The following is a 14,516-nucleotide window of genomic DNA, read 5'->3' on the forward strand; positions in this document are numbered from 1 at the left end:
TCCAATGGACCCAGCGGTTTCAGCTCCGACGGTTCCTTCGGTGACCCCCGGTCGGCCCCGTGGTCGGCTGGGTGGTTACTGTGCAGTCACTTAGGCCGAGAATGCGGCCGCCTGCACACCGGAGGCATACAGATGGCTCTGCTCGACAAGGACGGCGTACGGCTCACCGTCGACGACACGGTCGCCACGGTGACACTGACCAATCCGGCCAAGCGAAACGCTCAATCCCCCGCGCTCTGGCGGGCGTTGACGGAGGCTGGAAGGTCGTTGCCGGGCACCGTCCGGGTCGTCGTGCTGCGCGGCGAGGGCCAGTCCTTCTCCGCAGGGCTCGACCGGCAGGCCTTCACCCCCGAGGGCTTCGAGGGTGAGCCTTCCTTCCTTGATCTGGCACGCGGTTCCGACGAACTGCTCGACTCCACCATCGCCGAGTACCAGGAAGCATTCACCTGGTGGCGGCGCAACGACATCATCTCCATCGCAGCGGTGCAGGGGCACGCGATCGGTGCCGGCTTCCAGCTCGCGCTCGCGTGCGATCTGCGCGTCGTCGCCGACGACGTGCAGTTCGCCATGCGCGAGACCAGCCTGGGCCTGGTCCCCGACCTCGCAGGCACCCAGCCGCTGACCTCCCTGGTCGGCTACGCCCGCGCGCTCGAAATCTGCGCCACGGGCCGCTTCGTGCACGCCGAGGAGGCCGAGCGCGTCGGCCTCGCCAACCTGGTCGTCCCCGCCGATGAACTCGACGCCGCCGTCCAGGACCTCACCACGGCCCTGCTGGCCCCGCCGCGGGACGCCGTGATCGAGACCAAGGCGCTGCTGCGCGCCGCCGGGTCCCGCCCGTACGACGAACAGCGCACCGCCGAGCGCGCGGCGCAGGCCCGCCGTCTGCGCGACCTGGCCGGCGTCTCCGACTGAACCGCGGCGCCGTGTCCCGGGCCGGACCGCCCGCCGGGCGGTCCGGCCCGGCCGGCGGGCGGCCGGGTCCCGCGCGCCGTCGGGCCCGCCGCCTTACGGTGGTCGGGAGCCCGCACGCGCGAAGGGACACCCGATGACCGAATCCGCTCCAGGGAGCGCCGCCAAGGCCCCTGCCGACCGGGGCCGCACCTCCATCGCCGACGGAGTGGTCGAGAAGATCGCCGGGCTGGCCGCCCGCGAGGTGGTCGGCGTCCACGCCATGGGCAGCGGCAGCGGCCTCTCCCGCACCTTCGGCGCCGTCCGCGACCGGGTGCCCGGCGGGTCCAAGGCAGCCGTGAGCCGGGGCGTCAAGGCCGAGGTCGGCGAGGTCCAGACGGCCCTCGACCTGGAGATCGTCGTGGATTACGGCGTGTCGATCCGGGACGTGGCCCGGGCCGTCCGTGAGAACGTCGTCTCGGCGGTGGAGCGGATGACCGGTCTGGAAGTCGTCGAGGTCAACATCGCGGTCAGCGACGTGAAACTGCCGGACGAGGAAGACGAGGAGCCGGAGTCCCGGCTCCAGTAGCCGCCCCAGCCGTTCCTCCAGCCGTTTCTCCAGCCGTTCCTTTTGCCGAAGGGAGCCCGCATGAGCATGGCGGTCGCCGGCCTGTTGGCCGGCATGGCACTGGGGTTCGCCGGGTACTTCGGCGGCTTCGGGGCCTTTCTGCTGGTGGCCGCGCTCGGCGCCATCGGCTTCGTCGTCGGCCGGTTCCTCGACGGCGACCTCGAACCGGGCGACTTCTTCCGCCCCCGCGACCGCGACCGCGACGACCGGCGCGGGTGAGGGGCTCCGATGAGCACACCGCGCACACCGGGCGCCGCGCCGCCGCCCCGGTCCACCCCGCCCCGGGTGGCCGCCGCCGACCGGGGGGCCACCCGTATCGCCGACCGGGTCGTGGCCAAGATCGCCGCGCAGGCCGCCCGGGAGGCGCTCGCCGCGCAGCGCGGGGGGCGTCCGGCACCGGCCCCGCCGCACGCCGCCGTCACGGTGCACCACGACATCGCACGCGTACGGGTCAGCCTGGAGCTCGACTACCCCTCCGACCTAGCCGCCCAGTGCGCGGCCGTGCGCAAGCAGGTCGCCGACCGCATCGAGGCGTGTGCGGCGATGGCCGTGCCCGAGGTGGACATCGACATCGAGCACCTCCACGCCCCGCAGACGGGACCCGCCACCGGCCGGGTCCGGCGGCTGCGGTGACGGCCCGGTTCCGCTCCGCCCGGCGGGTCCCGGCCGCCCTGACCGCACTCGCGGTGCTGGGAGCGGCGGGCCTGTTCCTCTACGACCTGGCCGCCGTACGGGCTGACCGGCCCGGGATGCACTGGCGCCGCGAGCTCGCCCGCCGGCTGGAGCTCCACACCCCGGCGGACCTCGGAGTGCTGGTCGCGGGCGGGGCCCTCGCCGTGGCCGGGGCCGTACTCCTGGCGCTCGCCGCCACCCCGGGCCTGCGCGGGGTGCTGCCGATGCGCACCGCGAACGCCGGGGTCCGCGCCGGGCTGGAGCGCAAGGCCGCCGCGCAGGTGCTGCGGGACCGGGCCATGGAGGTGTCCGGGGTCCGCTCGGTACGGGTCAGCGTGGGCCGGGCCCACATCGCGGTCCGGGCCGCGTCGCACTTCCGCGAGCTGGAGGACGTACGGGCGGACCTGGACGCGGTGCTCGCCGTCGGCATCGAGGAGCTCGGGCTGGCGCACCCGGTGGAGCCCCGGGTACGGGTGGACCGCGCCGCCGGAGGCACGGGGTGAACGGGCTGCTCGGAGCCGTGAACAGGGCGCTGCTGGCACTGTGCGGGCTCGTCCTGCTGGCGGCCGGGGTGTCGCTGCTGACGGCTTCGTGGCCGCTCGGCGGCCGCCACGCACCGCTGCTGGGCGCCGGGACGCGGCGGCGGTACTGGCACGCCGAGGGCTGGTGGGCGTGGGCGGTGCTGGCCGGGCTCGCGCTGTGCGTGCTGCTGGCGCTCTGGTGGCTGCTGTCCCAGCTGCGCCGCTCCAGGTCGGCCGCGGTGGTGGTGGACACCGGGGACGGGGCCTTCGCGGTGCTGCGGGGCCGGGCGCTGGAGGAGGCGGTGGCGGCGGAGGCGGGCGCCCTGGACGGGGTCGCGCGGTGCCGGGTCGCGCTGCTGGGCCGCCGGGGCGCGCCGCACCTGCGGGTGGCGCTGGAGCTGGAGCCCCACGCGGTACCGGCCGACGCGCTGGCCGGGCTGGCGGGTCCGGTGCTCGACCACGCCCGCACCTCGGCGGGCCTGGCCGAGCTGCCGGTGGAGGCCCGCCTGGAGGTCACCGCCCACCGGGCGCAGCGGGTCACGTAACCTGCGCCCGGCGGTGGAGGCCGCGTCAGAAGCCGTGCCGGGCGCCGCCGTCGACCGGGAGCATCAGGCCCGTCAGGTAGGAGGCCGCGGGGGAGAGCACGAAGGCGGCGGTGCGGCCGAATTCCTCCGGGGTGCCGTAGCGGCGCAGCGGGATGCGGGACTCGTTCCCCGCGCGGGCAGCCTGCGCGTCGCCGGACAGGGCGTCGAGCTCCCGGACCCGGTCGGTGTCGATCCGGGCCGGCAGCAGGCCGACCACCCGGATCCCGCGCGGGCCGAGCTCCGCCGCGAGGGACTTCGCGAAGCCGGCGAGGCCGGGGCGCAGTCCGTTGGAGATGGTGAGGCCCGGGATCGGCTCGTGGACCGAACCCGACAGGACGAAGCCGATGACCCCGCCCTCGCCCAGCTCGGCCGCCGCCGCACGGGCGAGGCGGACCGCCCCGAGGAAGACCGACTCGAAGGCGGCCTCCCACTGCTCGTCGGTGTTGTCCGCGGCGGAGCCGGGGGCCGGGCCGCCGACGCTGATGAGGATCCCGTCGAAGCGGCCGAAGCGTTCGCGGGCCGTGGCGATCAGCCGGGCGGCCGCCGCCGGGTCGGCGTTGTCCGCCGCCAGGCCGAGCGCCTCGGGGCCCAGGGAGGCGGCCGCGCGCTCGGCGCGTTCCGCGTCCCGGCCGGTCACGATCACCTTCGCGCCGTCCGCCGCCAGTTCGCGGGCGGAGGCGTAGCCGAGTCCCCGGGTGGCGCCGGTGACGACGTAGACGCGGTCTTTCAGTCCAAGATCCATGCGGCCAACGCTACGCGGTCGTCGGCTCCAGGTCCGCGGAAGCCGCCGCCTCCTTCGCGGCCGCCTCCTCGCGGTCGCGCTTCTCCCGGCGGACCAGGACCACCCAGCCCGCGGGGACGCCCAGGGTGAACAGCCACCACTGGACGGCGTACGCCATGTGCGGGCCGATGGAGTCGTGGTCGGGTTCGGCGACCGCCTCGGGGCCGCCGTCCGACGGGACCGGAGCGGTGAGCTCCAGGTAACCGCCCAGGACCGGCTTGCCCAGGGAAGCCTGCTGCTGCTCGCTGTTGATGAGCATCACCTGGCGGTCGGGCAGGCCCTTGCGGTCCTTGATGCCGCTGCCGCCGCTGGTCTCGTCGGCCTTCAGCCGTCCGGTCACCGTCACCTCGCCCGAGGGCGCGGCGGGGACCGGCGGGTAGGCGCGCGGGTCGTCGCCGCCGGGCACCCAGCCGCGGTTGACCAGCACCGCCCGGCCGTCGGCGAGCACGAGCGGGGTGATGACCTGGAAGCCGACCTTGTCGTCGTTGGAGGTGCGCATCCGTACGACGACCTCGTGCGCGGGGTCGTACGTGCCGGTGGCGGTGACGGCGCGCCAGAAGTCTGCGCGCGGGACCCGGTGGCCGGGGGAGGTGATCTCGGTCATGGGGACCGGCTTCGCGGACAGGTTCGCGGCGATCAGCTCGTTCTGGGCGACCCGGTGCTCATGGCGGTGGAACTGCCAGAACCCCAGCTTGATCATCGCGGGGACGAGGGCGAGGCCGATGAGGGTGAGGCACACCCACTGCCGGGTCAGCACAAAGCGGTACACGCCCACGACGGTACCCCCAGCGGCGAGGACCCCGGCGGCCGGGTGGCCGTCCGGGGTCGCGTGGGCGGAAGAGGGGGAGAGGGGAGGGGAGGGGAGGGGAGGGGAGGGGAGGACGGGGAGCGCCGGGCGGCGGGGGTCAGACGCGGTCGGTGATGCCCACCTTCCCCTCCGCGCGGGCGCAGTGCCCGCCGCAGAACCACTGGCCCTCGACCTCGACACCCTGTCCGATGATCTGGACCCGGCAGTGCTCGCAGATGGGCGCCATGCGGTGAATGGCGCAGGAGAAGCAGTCGAAGACGTGCACGGCGCCCTGCGCGTGCACCTCGAAGGACATGCCGTAGTCGTTCCCGCAGACTTCGCAACGTGCCATGCGCCGCATGCTGCGCAGGGCGGCCGACCGGAACAAGATCCACCGGGGTGAGTCGCCCCGCCTGCACCCGGCCGGCCCAACGCTCAGTCCTGAGCCGGGGCCACGTCCCGCAGCAGCTGGGTGAAGGCGGCCTCGTCCACGACCGGCGTGCCGAACGACTTCGCCTTGACCGTCTTCGAGGTGGCCGAGTCCGGGTCGTTGGTCACCAGCAGGCTCGTGAGCCGCGACACACTCGTCGCGATGTGCAGTCCCGCCTCCACCGCGCGGTCCTCCAGCAGCTCCCGGTCCACCGAGGTGTCGCCGGAGAAGGCGATCCGCATGCCCTGCTTGAGCGGCTTGCCGTCCTCGAAGCGTCCCGGGTTCGGGTGGGGGCACGGCGGGCGCTTGCGCGAGGGCCGCCAGCTGCCGCTCCCGTACGACGCCTGGTACCCGACGCGCGGGGCGGCGGGGGAGTCCGACCACTCCGTCAGCGGCCGGCACTCCAGCAGCGGCAGCCGTACGCCGTCCCGCGCGGCCGCGTGCAGCGACGGCCGGAACGCCTCCGCCAGGACCCGGGCGTCGTCGAGCGCGTGGTGCGCGCGCTGCTGGACCACGCCGAAGTGCGCGGCGAGCGACTCCAGCTTGTGGTTGGGCAGCGGGAGGTTGAGCTCCTTCGACAGGGCGATGGTGCACAGCCGCTGACGGACCGGCGCGGTCTCGGCGGCCCTCGCGTACTCCCGGGCGATCATCTGCCAGTCGAAGATCGCGTTGTGCGCGACGAGCACACGGTCCGCGAGCCGGCCGGCGAACTCCTCGGCGATGTCCTTGAAGAGCGGCGCGCCCTGGAGCATGTCGCTGGTCAGCCCGTGGATCCACACCGGTCCGGGGTCCCGCTGCGGGTTGACCAGGGTGTACCAGTGGTCCTCCACATTGCCCTGGGCGTCGAGCCGGTAGACGGCGGCAGAGACTATCCGGTCGTCACGAGCGAGCCCGGTGGTCTCCACGTCGACGACCGCGTACCCCTGTGGGTAGGCGGTCGGCCACGTCGTCTCTGCGGTCGTACGGTCGGCGAGCATGGTCACAGAGGATATCGGCCCGGACCGACAGCCGGGGCCCGATGCCCCGTCACGGGCGTCCGGCCGGGGGCGGGCGGTCGGCTCCGGACCGGAGCAGGGACGCGACCAGGGCCCGTACCGAGAGCTGGAAGAGGTGCTCGGGATCCGCCGGGCGGGCCAGGGCGCGGGCGAGCGGCGGGTCGTGGGGGGCGTTGGCCGGGTCCCAGAGTTCGCTCTCGGCGGGGGACTGCGCGGGGGAGCGTTCGCGATTGCGCTCCACCAGCACGAACCCGATGATCTGGAACTGGATCGCGCGCACCGCGTCGGCGGCGCGGGCGCCGCGCAGTCCGGCCCCGTGCACCTCGTGGACCAGCGCCTGCTGCGCGGGCAGGAACATCCGGTCGGTGAGCCCCCGTTCGTGGACCATCGCGATCAGGTGCGGGCGATCGCGCAGCTCGCGCCGCAGGATCCCGGCCACCGAGAGGATCCGCTCGGCGGGGGTGCGGCCGGCCCCGGGGGTCCCCCCGGACGGAGTCTGGGGGAGGATGGCGCCCATCTCCTGCACGGTCCGCTCCACGAGGGCGTCGAGCAGGGACTCGCGGTTGCCGACGTGCCAGTAGATCGAGGTCACCGCCGTGCCCAGCTCGGCGGCCAGCTTGCGCATGGTCAGGGCGGCCGGACCGTGCTGCTTGACGAGGAGGGCGGCTGCGTCCAGCACCTCGCCGCGGGTTAGGGTGGTTCTGGCCATGGCATCCGCCCTACGTTTCTGTCGGTCCGTCAGTTCTCGTCGGTGCAGGGGTCTTTACCCTTCATCGGTGTCGGTGTAACTGTGTTACAGACCTGACCCCGCTCAAGACGAGGGTGGTGCGATTCATGGCACGCATACGGTACGGAGCGCGCACCGAGGCCGAGATCGCGGCGTCGCGCGAGAAGAGTTCCAAGCTCCCCGACATCTGGTCCACCGGTGTGGTGGCCGTGTGGGAGAGCGACCCGGACGTGGTGGCGGCGGTGCTGCCGCCGCCGCTCAAGCCGGCCGAACGGCCCCTCGTGCGGGCCAACATCAGCAAGGTGGACCTGCCCGGCTATCCGCTCGGCGCCGGCTCGGTGGCCGTCGCCGCCCAGCACGACGGGGTCGAGGGCTGGTACCCGCTGGTCATGCCGATGACCCACGAGCGCGCCCTCGTCGGCGGCCGCGAGGTCTTCGGCGAGCCGAAGAAGCTGGGCGAGGTCACCGTCGAGCGCGACGGGCTCGTCGTACGGGCCGCCCTGGCCCGGCACGGGATCGCCTTCGTGGAGGTGCGCGGGGCGGTGGACCGCGAACTGCCGGCGCCCGAGCCGACGGTGAAGACCGACTTCTACTTCAAGTTCCTTCCCGCGGTGGACGGTTCGGGCTTCGACTCCGACCCGGTGCTCGTGCACTGCACGCGCAACGAGAAGGTCCGCAAGCTGGAGCACATCACCGGCGACGTGGTGCTCCGGGAGTCGATGTTCGACCCCGTCGCCGACCTCCCCGTACGCAGGATCGTGGAGATCACCATCGGCGAGAAGACCACCGACCAGAAGGGCAGGGTCGTCGAGCGGGTCAGCGCCCAGGCCCTGCTCCCCTACATCCACCAGCGCTACGACGACCCCATGCAGATCATGGACGGGCCGCCCGAGGGGAGCGTGTGAGATGCGCCTCGAATCCGGACAGGTGGCCGTGGTCACCGGAGCCGCGAGCGGCATCGGCCTCGCCATGGCCCGCCGCTTCGCCGCCGAGGGCCTGCGGGTCGTCCTCGCCGACGTGGAGGAGGGCGCCCTGCGCAAGGCGGCCGACGAGCTCACCGCCGACGGGGCGCAGGTGCTGGCCCGGCTCGTCGACGTGAGCGACCGCGGTTCCGTGCTCTCCCTCGCGGACGCCGCGTACGAGACCTTCGGCGCCGTGCACGTCCTGTGCAACAACGCGGGCGTCGGCTCCGGCGCCGAGGGCCGGATGTGGGAGCACGAGCCCAACGACTGGAAGTGGGCCTTCTCCGTCAACGTCTGGGGCGTCTTCCACGGCATCCAGGCCTTCGTGCCCCGCATGATCGCGGCCGGCGGCCCCGGCCACGTCGTCAACACCTCCTCCGGCGACGGCGGGATCGCCCCGCTGCCCACCGCCTCCGTGTACGCCGTCACCAAGGCGGCCGTGGTCACCATGACCGAATCCCTCTACGCCCACCTCAAGGCGGAGGGCGCGGACATCGGCGCCTCCGTCCTCTTCCCCGGACCGCACATGCTGCGCACCGGGCTGTGGGAGTCGCACCGCAACCGGCCCGACCGCTATGCGAAGGAGCGGCCGCGCAAGACCCCGTACCGCAGCCTCGACCAGTACGAGGCCGCGATGAAGCGGGCCGGACACGAGGTGAACTTCACTCCGGTCGAGGAGGTCGCCGAACACGTCGTGGACGGCATCCGCGCCGACCGCTTCTGGATGCTCCCGGCCAGCGAGCACAGCGACCGGCAGATCCGCGCCAGGTCGCAGTCGATGCTCGACCGCGCCAACCCCGCCTACCTGGAAAGCTTCATCCTCGACTGAGGAGCCTCGCAGTGAACGCGTACGAAGACCCGTACCTGATCATCTCCTCCGACTGCCACGCGGGCCTGCCGACCGAGCAGTACCGCCCCTACCTCGACTCCCGTTTCCACCCCCAGTTCGACGAGTTCCTCGGCCAGCGCGACGCCCGCCGCGAGGAGGCCACCCGCCTGGGCGTGCGCAACGAGGCCTTCGCCGAGAAGTGGTTCCACGACCACGAGGAGGGCCTCAAGGGCGGCTGGGACTCCACCCAGCGGCTCAAGGAACTCGACGGCGACGGCGTGGCCGCCGAGGTCGTCTTCCCGGACGCGGACGCCGTCGACAGCCAGACCGCCGCCCCCTTCGGGGTGGGCCTCGGGCTCTCCGGCGACCAGGACCCGGAGCTCGGCATGGCGGGCGCCCAGGCGCACAACCGCTGGCTCTCGGAGTTCGTCTCCGCCAACCCCGAGCGCCACTGCGGGGTGGCCCTGCTGCCCATCACCGGCGAGCCGTCGAAGGTCGTCGCCGAGATCCACCGGGCCAAGGAGTCCGGGCTGGGCGCGCTGATGATCCCCTCGATGTGGGTGGACAAGGCGCCCTACCACGACCGCCGCTACGACCCGGTCTGGGCGGCGGCGGCCGAGACCGCGATGCCGATCGTCACCCACTCGGGGGCCGCGCCCCGCCACGAGTACGGGGACCACCTCGGCATCTACGTCTCCGAGGTCACCTGGTGGCCGGCCCGGCCGCTGTGGTTCCTGCTCTGGTCCGGGGTCTTCGAGCGGCACCCCGGCCTGAAGTTCGGCGTCGCGGAGTCGGGCTGCTGGTGGCTGCCGAACCAGCTGTGGTTCATGGACCGGCTCTACCTCGGCGCGCACGGCGGCAAGAAGCTCTCGCCGTTCGCGGAGCTGAAGCGGCCGCCGAGCGAGTACCTGGACCGCCAGGTCTTCGTCTGCGCGACGAACACCAAGCGCCGGGAACTCGCCCAGCGCTACGAGATCGGCGTGGACAACATCCTGTGGGGCTCGGACTTCCCGCACCCCGAGGGCACCTGGCCCAACACCCGCACCTGGCTCAAGAACACCTTCCACGACATCCCGGTCGGCGAGACCCGCCGGATGCTGGGCCTGGCGGCGGCGGACGTCTTCGGCTTCGACACCGCGAAGCTGGCCCCGATCGCCCGCCGGATCGGCCCCACACCGGCCGAGCTGGGCCAGAGCCCGGACCAGGCGGCGGTGGAGGCCTCCTGGGCCCGCTCGCGTGACGTGGGACGCCACTGGCTGACGGAGAACGACTTCCCGGTGCTGGGGGTCTCGCAGTGACCGAGGACCGCTACACCGTCATCTCGGCGGACTGCCACGCGGGCGCCGACCTGCTGGACTACAAGCCGTACCTGGAGAAGCGGTACCACGACGAGTTCGACGCCTGGGCCGCCACCTACGTGAACCCGTACGAGGACCTCCTCGCGGACACGGCGGACCGCAACTGGAACTCGGCGCGACGGCTGGCGGAGCTGGAGGCGGACGGCATCGTCGCCGAGGTCCTCTTCCCCAACACCATCCCGCCGTTCTTCCCCAAGGCCTCCCTGATGGCCCAGCCCCCGACGGCTGCGGAGTACACGATGCGGTGGGCCGGGCTCCAGGCCCACAACCGCTGGCTGGCGGACTTCTGCGCGGACGCGCCGGGGCGGCGCGCGGGCGTGGTGCAGATCCTGCTGAACGACGTGGACGCGGCGGTGAAGGAGATCCGCCGTACGAGGGAGGCGGGCCTCACGGGCGGCATCCTGCTGCCCGGCGTACCGCCCGGCTCCACCGTCCCGGAGCTCTACTCGGCCGTGTACGACCCGATCTGGGCGGTGTGCGATGAGCTCGACGTCCCGGTCAACCACCACGGCGGCTCGGCCTCGCCCCCGCTCGGGGACGAACCCGCGGCGCGGGCGGTCTTCATGGTGGAGACGACCTGGTTCTCGCACCGCGCCCTGTGGCACCTCGTCTTCGGCGGAGCCTTCCACCGCCACCCGGGCCTCAAGCTGGTCCTGACGGAGCAGGGCTCCGGCTGGATCCCGGGCGTGATGGAGATGCTGGACTACTACCACGGCCGCCTGGTGGCGGCCTCGGCCACGGCGGAGTCCAAGTTCGGCGCGGGCCTCGCCGCTTCGATGGGCCGGGGCCCGAGCGAGGTCTGGCGGGACAACTGCTTCGTCGGCGCGAGCTTCATGCGTCCGCACGAGGTCCCGCTGCGGGAGCGGATCGGACTCGACAAGATCATGTGGGGCAGCGACTACCCCCATGACGAGGGCACGACCCCCTACTCCCGGGAGGGCCTGCGCATCGCCTACGCGGGCCTCCCGCGCGAGGAGGTGGCCGCCATGGTCGGCGGCAACGCCGCCCGGGTCTACGGCTTCGACCTGACCCTGCTGGACGCGGTCGCGGCCAAGTACGGGCCGCTGGTCTCGGAGATCGCCGAGCCCCTCACCGAGGTCCCGCCCGAGGCCACCAGCCCGGCCTTCGCCCGAGGGGGCTCGGTCCGGGTCTGGTAGCCCGGTTCCCCGCCCGGGGCGGCTCAGCTCATGTACACGAGCCGCTCCGGCGGGAACAGGTCGGCGCCGATCAGCGTGTTCGGTCCGTACACCTCGATGACCAGGTTCTCGGCGGTCGCCAGCGGGGACAGGTCGACGGGTCCGGCGGAGTGACTGACAGTGAGGCGGGTCAGGCGGGGCAGTTCCAGCAGGGGCTCCAGCCCCGTAGCCAGGGTGCACCTGAACATGGTGAGCTGGGTCAGCTGCTCGTGCCGGACCAGTGCCCGGGGATCGACGGGCATGGTCTGCAGTTGCAGAAGGTCCAGAGCCGGCGCGGACCGCTGCCCCGCGAGCTGATCGACCTGCCGCCCACTGCAGAGGGTCAGGACCCTGATGTCCGGCCACCGTTCGAGCCCGTGCAGTTCCATGTGGGACGCCTCCTCGGACAGCCCCAGTGAGCGCAGACCGTCCATTGCGGGCAGGGCCGCGACATCGGGAAGGCCGGTGGCGAAGCCCAGGGACAAGCCGGTGAGGGAGTCCATGGAGGACAGCGGGGTCAGTGACAGGCCTGCGCGCATGCGCCACAGGCTCAGGGACTGGATGGGCAGCCCCATCAGCGGCGCGAGACTGCCGACGCCCGGGCATTCGTCCAGGTTCATATAGGCGAGACGTTCGAGCCGCGACAGCGGGGACAAGTCGGCGAGCAACCCGTTCCGTTGAAGGGCGAGCCCCTCAAGGTCGACCATGCCCCTCACCGGAGCGGGTATCCCGTACCCTCCCCGCAAGGACAGGAACCTGAGCCCCGGGAGCCGGTCCAGCAGGGCCAGTTCCTCGCCCGATTCCACCCTCAGGTACGTGGTCGACAGATCGACCTCGGCCAGGACCGCTTCGAGGTACTCGGCACGGTCGAAATACTGCCAGCCGTGCGCGAGCTGGACCTTGACACCGAACCGGGTATCGGTCCGGAACCTTGCGATGACACCCAGAGCCTGCGGCCCGCCCACGAGGTAAGCCGTTTGGACGACCGCCGCCGCCTCCCGGTCCGACAGGCCGCGCGGCCCGGGCAGGAGGTCGAGGACCAGTTCCCCGGCCTTCGCCAGTTCCTCGGCCTGCGAGAACCGCTGCGGCGGCAGCAGATCGGCCGTGCGGGTCTCGATCTCCCGGCGCACCTCGCGGTCCAGTTCCGGGGCGTGTTCCAGGCAGGCCGCTGCCAGGAGGACCAGACGGCTGCGGGCACCCTTCACCTTGTCGGCCCGGCGCAGCAGGCCGCGCAGCAGGCGGGACCGCTCGTCCGGACGGGCGTGGCCCACCGCCATGCGGACCACGTCGTCCCAGGTGTCGTCATGGGCGTTCCTCACCAGGACGCCGAGGTCCCGTGCCTCCACCGCGGCCTTGGCGGCCAGGTAGTCCTGGAAGGTGCGGTGCACGAAGTCCACCGAGCCCGTCACCGGCTCGCGCAGCAGCCCGCTGCGGATCAGCAGGTGGGAGAAGACCTGCTCGGCGCCGCCGGGCGCCCGCACCTGCGGCATCGCGTCGAGCCATTCGCCCAGCAGCGCCACGGCCTCGTACCGGCTCGCCTCCATCTGCCCGTTGCGGATCAGCCAGTACGCGAACCGCTGGAGCAGGGCGATCTGCTCGTCGCGGGTCAGGTACACCCCCTCGACCCCGCAGATCTCCCGCTCGGTGTCCCGCCGGACCAGCAGCATGTCCAGCGCCGCGTCGTACAGCTCCTTGCGGGCCCGCGGGAGTTGCATCCGCCGGTCGCGGTTCAGGGCGCAGAGCAGCGCGCACATCAGCGGGTTGGTCGCCAGCCGGGCCAGGTCGCGGCGGCTGCCCACCGCCTCCAGCAGAGAGGCCTCGTGCGCGTCGACGTCCTCCCCGGCCCCCGCGTCCTGCGCGCGGGCCGCCGCGTGCCAGTGCGCGACGAACGCCCGGATGTCCTCGTGCTCCATCGCCAGCATGGAGTGGGTGGTGAACCCCTGGCCCGCGAGCCAGTCCTCCGGCACCGCCGACGGGCGGGTGGTCACCACGTACCGGGCCTTCGGGAAGGCGGCGAGGAGCGAGCGCAGCCAGGACTGCGTACGGGCGCGCAGCCGCAGCGGGACCTCGTCCACGCCGTCGACCAGGACCAGCGCCCGGCCGCTGACCATGAGCTCCTCCACCCAGCCGGGCGGCGCGGAGAGGGGGACGCCGCAGGCGCGCAGGAAGTCCTCGGGAAGCGGCAGGCTGTCGGACGAGGTGAAGGAGCGCAGGCGCAGCACGAACGGGACGCAGGTGCTCCACGCCCCGTCCGCCTGCCGGGCCGCGTTCAGGGCGAGCCACTGCAACAGCGTGCTCTTGCCCGAGCCCGCCGGGCCGCGCAGCAGCACCCGCTCGGCGGCTGCGAGGGCCTGCTCGGCTCGCACCGGGGTCTGGTGCGCCTCGGGCACGCCCGGCAGCAGCGGCTGCTCGCCGCTCACCGTCAGGCTGATGTAGGCCACGTCCAGCGGCCATTCCTGCCGGGCGCGGCTGAGGGTGAGGCCGAAGAGCTGGACGCGGCCGTGGGTGTCGGCGACGTACTGCGCGTAGCGCTGCTCGAAGGCGTACGCGGCCCCGTCGGGGCGGTCCGCCGCCAGCCGGTCCACCGCCCGGGCCAACTGGCCGGTGCGGCGCACCAGTTCCACGTCCGCCCGGGCGCCGAATCCCGGCAGGGTCGTCACGTACTCGACCGCGTGGGCGCAGCACAGCCGGACCAGGTCCCGGTACGCGGCCTCGGCCGCCGTGCTCAGGCCGGCCGCGCGCGGCACGGGCAGGGCGGCCGCCAGGGCCCCGGGGTCCAGGTCCGCCGCGAAGAGGGCGTCCGGGTCCAGGCCCTGCGCCCCGGCGAAGGCGTCGGCCACCGCGTCCAGCGCGGCCAGCCGCTCGTGCTCCGGCAGCCGGGACACGGCCTCGCCCAGCCGCTCCGCCAGCGCCTCGGCGAGCCGGCGGACCTCCGGCTCGCCCAGCTGTACCGGGCGGCGCCAGCGGGCGGCCGGGCGCACCGGTGCGTCCGTCAGCCCCGCTCCCGGCACCTGGCCCAGGCGCGACCGCAGCAGCGTCCCCGCCGCCGTGCCCGCCACCCGTAAGAGAGCCGTCTCCAAGCCCGTCATCCCCCACCGTCCCCTCGGTCGGCACATCATCGCGCGAACCGCCGGTAACCCCGATGGATACCGATCGGTAACAACCCCTAGCGGCGGCCC

Annotated in this window: 16 protein-coding genes; 10 read left to right on the plus strand and 6 right to left on the minus strand. The window is 73.3% G+C overall.

All coding sequences use genetic code 11. The features are described from left to right. Positions 1-132 precede the first annotated feature (132 nt). From AB0M99_RS16660 to amaP, 6 genes are all read left to right on the plus strand, one after another. Positions 133-912, plus strand: a complete 780-nt coding sequence (locus AB0M99_RS16660; RefSeq protein WP_365920899.1) for an enoyl-CoA hydratase/isomerase family protein — start codon at positions 133-135, stop codon at positions 910-912. 133 nt (positions 913-1,045) lie between these two features. Further along, the gene (locus tag AB0M99_RS16665; RefSeq protein ID WP_365920901.1) at positions 1,046-1,477 is read left to right on the plus strand and encodes an Asp23/Gls24 family envelope stress response protein; all 432 of its coding nucleotides are present in this window, start codon (positions 1,046-1,048) and stop codon (positions 1,475-1,477) included. 60 nt (positions 1,478-1,537) lie between these two features. Next, positions 1,538-1,735: a hypothetical protein gene (locus tag AB0M99_RS16670; RefSeq protein WP_365920903.1), complete on the plus strand. Its 198-nt coding sequence runs from the start codon at positions 1,538-1,540 to the stop codon at positions 1,733-1,735. Between the two features lie 9 nt (positions 1,736-1,744). After that, entirely contained in the window at positions 1,745-2,149 is a 405-nt protein-coding gene (locus AB0M99_RS16675) for a hypothetical protein (RefSeq protein ID WP_365920905.1), read from the plus strand. Further along, on the plus strand, positions 2,146-2,691 hold the full coding sequence (locus AB0M99_RS16680) for a DUF6286 domain-containing protein (RefSeq protein WP_365920907.1): 546 nt from the start codon (positions 2,146-2,148) through the stop codon (positions 2,689-2,691). Before AB0M99_RS16675 ends, AB0M99_RS16680 begins: the two co-directional genes overlap by 4 nt. Next, on the plus strand, positions 2,688-3,254 hold the full coding sequence (gene amaP, locus AB0M99_RS16685) for an alkaline shock response membrane anchor protein AmaP (protein WP_365920909.1): 567 nt from the start codon (positions 2,688-2,690) through the stop codon (positions 3,252-3,254). The genes AB0M99_RS16680 and amaP overlap by 4 nt, the downstream gene beginning before the upstream one ends. Before the next feature lie 25 nt (positions 3,255-3,279). Here the strand turns inward: amaP and AB0M99_RS16690 are convergent, their stop codons facing one another. From AB0M99_RS16690 to AB0M99_RS16710, 5 genes are all read right to left on the minus strand, one after another. After that, on the minus strand, positions 3,280-4,035 hold the full coding sequence (locus tag AB0M99_RS16690; RefSeq protein WP_365920911.1) for an SDR family oxidoreductase: 756 nt from the start codon (positions 4,033-4,035) through the stop codon (positions 3,280-3,282). 10 nt (positions 4,036-4,045) lie between these two features. Beyond that, positions 4,046-4,843 carry an SURF1 family protein gene (locus tag AB0M99_RS16695; protein WP_365920913.1) on the minus strand — a complete coding sequence of 266 codons (798 nt, stop codon included), beginning with the start codon at positions 4,841-4,843 and terminating at the stop codon, positions 4,046-4,048. Positions 4,844-4,979: 136 nt separating this feature from the next. Continuing rightward, positions 4,980-5,213 (minus strand): hypothetical protein, encoded by a 234-nt coding sequence (locus tag AB0M99_RS16700; RefSeq protein WP_112453882.1) that lies wholly within the window; start codon positions 5,211-5,213, stop codon positions 4,980-4,982. Positions 5,214-5,296: 83 nt separating this feature from the next. Further along, a complete protein-coding gene (locus tag AB0M99_RS16705) occupies positions 5,297-6,274 on the minus strand; it encodes a DEDDh family exonuclease (protein WP_365920915.1) in 978 nt (325 codons plus the stop codon). A 43-nt stretch (positions 6,275-6,317) separates the two neighbouring features. Then, on the minus strand, positions 6,318-6,995 hold the full coding sequence (locus AB0M99_RS16710) for a TetR family transcriptional regulator (RefSeq protein ID WP_365920917.1): 678 nt from the start codon (positions 6,993-6,995) through the stop codon (positions 6,318-6,320). A 125-nt stretch (positions 6,996-7,120) separates the two neighbouring features. Here AB0M99_RS16710 and AB0M99_RS16715 point away from each other — a divergent pair, with 125 nt between their 5' ends. The 4 genes from AB0M99_RS16715 to AB0M99_RS16730 are packed head-to-tail and all read left to right on the plus strand — an operon-like array spanning position 7,121 to position 11,319. Then, a complete protein-coding gene (locus AB0M99_RS16715; RefSeq protein WP_365920919.1) occupies positions 7,121-7,918 on the plus strand; it encodes an acetoacetate decarboxylase family protein in 798 nt (265 codons plus the stop codon). Position 7,919: 1 nt separating this feature from the next. After that, positions 7,920-8,804, plus strand: coding sequence for an SDR family NAD(P)-dependent oxidoreductase (locus AB0M99_RS16720; RefSeq protein ID WP_365920921.1), 885 nt, complete (start codon positions 7,920-7,922; stop codon positions 8,802-8,804). Between the two features lie 11 nt (positions 8,805-8,815). Continuing rightward, positions 8,816-10,102, plus strand: coding sequence for an amidohydrolase family protein (locus AB0M99_RS16725; RefSeq protein ID WP_365920923.1), 1,287 nt, complete (start codon positions 8,816-8,818; stop codon positions 10,100-10,102). After that, entirely contained in the window at positions 10,099-11,319 is a 1,221-nt protein-coding gene (locus AB0M99_RS16730) for an amidohydrolase family protein (protein ID WP_365920925.1), read from the plus strand. Before AB0M99_RS16725 ends, AB0M99_RS16730 begins: the two co-directional genes overlap by 4 nt. Before the next feature lie 23 nt (positions 11,320-11,342). Here AB0M99_RS16730 and AB0M99_RS16735 read toward each other — a convergent pair whose 3' ends face one another. Beyond that, positions 11,343-14,426, minus strand: coding sequence for an NACHT domain-containing protein (locus tag AB0M99_RS16735; RefSeq protein ID WP_365920927.1), 3,084 nt, complete (start codon positions 14,424-14,426; stop codon positions 11,343-11,345). Between the last annotated feature and the right edge of the window lie 90 nt (positions 14,427-14,516).

This window comes from Streptomyces sp. NPDC051183, from assembly GCF_040682455.1.
Classification (GTDB): Bacteria; Actinomycetota; Actinomycetes; order Streptomycetales; family Streptomycetaceae; genus Streptomyces.